At 59.2% G+C, this 3456-nt stretch carries 3 protein-coding genes and 1 pseudogene; all 4 read left to right on the top strand.

The features are described from left to right. Positions 1 to 52 precede the first annotated feature (52 nt). A pseudogene (locus CWS39_RS27970) lies at positions 53 to 1036 on the top strand (IS1634 family transposase); the annotation flags it as partial. A gap of 1128 nt (positions 1037 to 2164) precedes the next feature. After that, complete coding sequence (locus CWS39_RS27975) at positions 2165 to 2947, top strand: helix-turn-helix domain-containing protein (RefSeq protein ID WP_233213748.1); 783 nt, start codon at positions 2165 to 2167, stop codon at positions 2945 to 2947. Then, positions 2928 to 3110 carry a helix-turn-helix domain-containing protein gene (locus CWS39_RS27980; RefSeq protein ID WP_064412487.1) on the top strand — a complete coding sequence of 61 codons (183 nt, stop codon included), beginning with the start codon at positions 2928 to 2930 and terminating at the stop codon, positions 3108 to 3110. The genes CWS39_RS27975 and CWS39_RS27980 overlap by 20 nt, the downstream gene beginning before the upstream one ends. Next, a partial coding sequence (locus CWS39_RS27985; protein ID WP_199178339.1) for an Arm DNA-binding domain-containing protein occupies positions 3107 to 3456 on the top strand: 350 nt, incomplete at its 3' end. The genes CWS39_RS27980 and CWS39_RS27985, both read left to right, overlap by 4 nt.

The following is a 3456-nucleotide window of genomic DNA, read 5'->3' on the forward strand; positions in this document are numbered from 1 at the left end:
CGGCATAACCACGACCTCGGGATAATTGCTGTTATGCCGTGGTCGGCATAACAGCAAGGAACGACGCGTCGATCCTCAAATCGTGGTCGGACTCCTGGTGGACCGTACTGGATTCCCTTTGGAGATCGGCTGTTTCGAGGGCAATACCGCCGAGACCACCACGCTGGTGCCGATCATCACCGCGTTCGCCGCCCGCCACGACCTCACCGATACCCCGATGGTCGTCGCCGCCGATGCCGGCATGCTCTCCGCATCGAATCTGACCGCACTCGACGATGCCGGATTGGGTTTCATTGTCGGATCCCGCGCGGTGAAGGCCCCGATCGATCTTGCCAGCCATTTCCATTGGAATGGTGACGTTTTCACTGATGGACAAATCATCGACACCGTCACGCCGCGACACGCGAACGCCAAGGTGAACGACACCACCAAGCGGGCCGAGCCGGTCTGGAATGCCGACGATCACGGCGGTGCGTGGCGGGCTATCTGGGCGTACTCGGCCAAACGGGCACGCCGTGATCAAAAGACCCTGCACGCCCAGGAGGCCAGGGCCAAAGCGGTCGTGGCCGGTGAACGGGCCGCTAGATCGACCCGGTTCGTCAAGACCCACGCCGGTGACCGCGTTCTTGACGAAGCCGCCCTTGCCCGTGCGCAGTCCCTGGTCGGCCTCAAGGGCTACGTCACCAACCTCGACGTCACCGTCATGCCCGCCGCGGAAGTCATCGCGAAGTACCACGACCTGTGGCACGTCGAACGGTCGTTTCGGATGTCCAAGACCGACCTCGAGGCCCGGCCGATGTTTCACCACACCCGCGAGGCCATCGAAGCGCACCTGACCATCGTGTTCACCGCACTGGCCGTCGCACACTGCATCCAGGAACGCAGCGGCCTAGCCATCGCCAACGTCATCAAACAGCTCCGGCCATTGCGCTCAGCGACCATCACCATCAACGGCGCCACCCAGGCCTTCCCACCCGAAATCCCGCCAGCACAAAGAGAAATCCTCGCTGACCTCGGGATCAAGGTGGCTTACTAAGCCAAATGTCCTAACTCAGGACAAATGTTGATCCATCCGGTAAGACGTGAGGGGTTGCGACGCTAAACGAACGCGCCCATCGGGCCGCCTGTTCGACGACTTCCGCGATTGCCGCGTGACAACGACCGAGCTCGAACCCCCGGCTATTGGCTTGGCTGAGTTCGTCGTTCACATCCTGTCTCCAACCCGGATCATGGAAGACTCCGATAGTTCAAACCCGCTCGCCAAACCCGTAATTCGTGGATATGTTGTGCGCGAGGCGTCAATTGCTCGATCGTCTGTGCAGTCCCTACAACCTCGCAACTTGGCACCCATCCGATCAACAACCCCTGCGGCCTGACGACGCATCCGCGCACATCTGGCGAAATGTTCATTCGATTGCCAGCGGCCGCAGCCATCAGCCAACCCGTTGACAGAGTCGGATTCTTCGCGTACGAGACCAACAAAGTGCGCAAACATCGGCACGGTCATCAATGCAGCAGCGCATGTCGTTGGAGCGAGCTGATCTGCCTGTTGTTGAAGATTCAAAGCCGATGTGTCGCGGTGCACGATCCTACGGTACCGCGAGCTGGCAATGGCTGGCTAGCAGCGGAAACACATTCTTTAAGAATAGATTCTGCCGAACACCCATGCGCTTCCCCGAAGACGATTAGGTATCAACTCATGCTCATCTTATGCACAACTGGTAACCCACTAAGGCCCAACTAGTACCCATTTACTGCTCCAGACAGGCACATTGGGCGTCACCGGCCGCTCGCCGATGGCCGTGCCGGAACGGCCAGAATTCCGGCGCAGCGAAGATCGTCGTCCGATCACGATCCCGTCAGGCCGCCTTTGGATTTCGCCGCTTGTCGCGTGCCGGGTGACGACAAGAGTTGATTCTTTCCCAAGTTGCATCTGGTGGTGGACGCCGTTTCACCCATTCATCTACGTTGCAATTCATCGAGATCCCTATCGCTCTGTCAGCCTGCAGCGAGGCTGCACAATGGCCGCCCGAGCCATCACGCATGACCTCTCAAGAGAACCTAGGAAGACAATGATCGTCGAAACTGTAAGACTCAGAAAGTATTACCGATGAGCTGGAAGGCGCTCGACTGGGCGATAGCCATCGAGGTTTCGAGTCCGATGATGCGCCTTGTCCTCATACTGCTTGCGAACCGGGCAGACGACAAGTTTTCGTGCTACCCGTCAATTCGAAAGATCGTCTCGGAATCTTGCGCCGCGCGGAGCACCGTGTTGGAAACGCTTCGCAAACTCGAGGATGAGGGGCTCGTGCAGCGGGTTGCTCGGTATCACGATTCGGGAGCCAGGCGTTCGAGCCGCTACCTCCTCAATCACCCAGATGCGACCCACAGTTCTCCCCTTCCGGAGGTCGGACTCCCCCAGTCCGCCAACACGACGGGGGCCGTCCGACCTCCGGACGGGAATTGTCCACCGGTTGTGCCTCCGCGGGTCCAGGACACTGACGCCTTGAACCTTTCCAGAGAAACCTCACTAGGACCGTCGTCGGCAGCAGTGCTGAGTTCACTTCCAAGCCCATGGCAAGTCAATCGGGAGGACGCGAGAAAACTTGCACCGGCAATCGAGGCAGCCTTCGCAGCAGGTTGGACATCACAGACTCTGTTGGCCCATCTCTCGTCCCGGCCAGAGGGAGTGCGTTATACCGCTGCTGTCCTCGCGCGGCGTCTCACTGAGCTACCGCCCCCACCAACACTTTCCGTACAACAAATGCCATCGTGGTGTGGCGATTGCGAGGACCCAATGTCGCGCACAATCACAGTCACACAGTCCGACGGTACTGAGGCAGCAGCGTTTTGCCCGCGTTGCAGCCCACAGCAGCACTCAGCGAGAGTTGCAAACTCAATAAGTTACGAAGGGGAGGTGAAAAAAGATGGAATCGAACGTATTTGATCATCTCCCACTGCTTCTCGCGGTTCCCCGGGCTGCGAGCATTCTGGGAATCAGCCGTGCTGCGGCCTACAGACTTGCCGCGTCTGGCGAGCTCCCAGTCCGGAGACTCGGCGGACGCGTCTATGTCGTCACTGCCGAGCTGCGCCAGTTGGTGGCATCGTGAAGGGGTCGGTCTACCAGCGCGGAAAAACGTGGACATATCGATTCCGAGGGCCTGAGCGAGATCCATCCACCGGCGAGTATCCAATTATCTCAAAGGGTGGGTTCCCCACGGAGAAGGAGGCCTGGAAGGCCTGTCGCGATGCCATGCGGGGAGCCGATCAAGGTCGCGTTGTTCGTCCCTCAACTCGCACAGTGGCTCAGTTTTTCGCCGAATGGTTCTCAGCCATCGAACCTTCTGTGGACGCAACTACTTGGCAGAACTGGAATGACTACGCTAGGTGTTACGTAGTGCCGCACATTGGCGCAGAAAGGCTCCAACGGCTCGATGCCCTCTCTGCCAACCTGGG

The organism is Mycobacterium hubeiense (genome assembly GCF_002838065.1).
In the GTDB taxonomy this organism is placed as follows: Bacteria; Actinomycetota; Actinomycetes; order Mycobacteriales; family Mycobacteriaceae; genus Mycobacterium; species Mycobacterium hubeiense.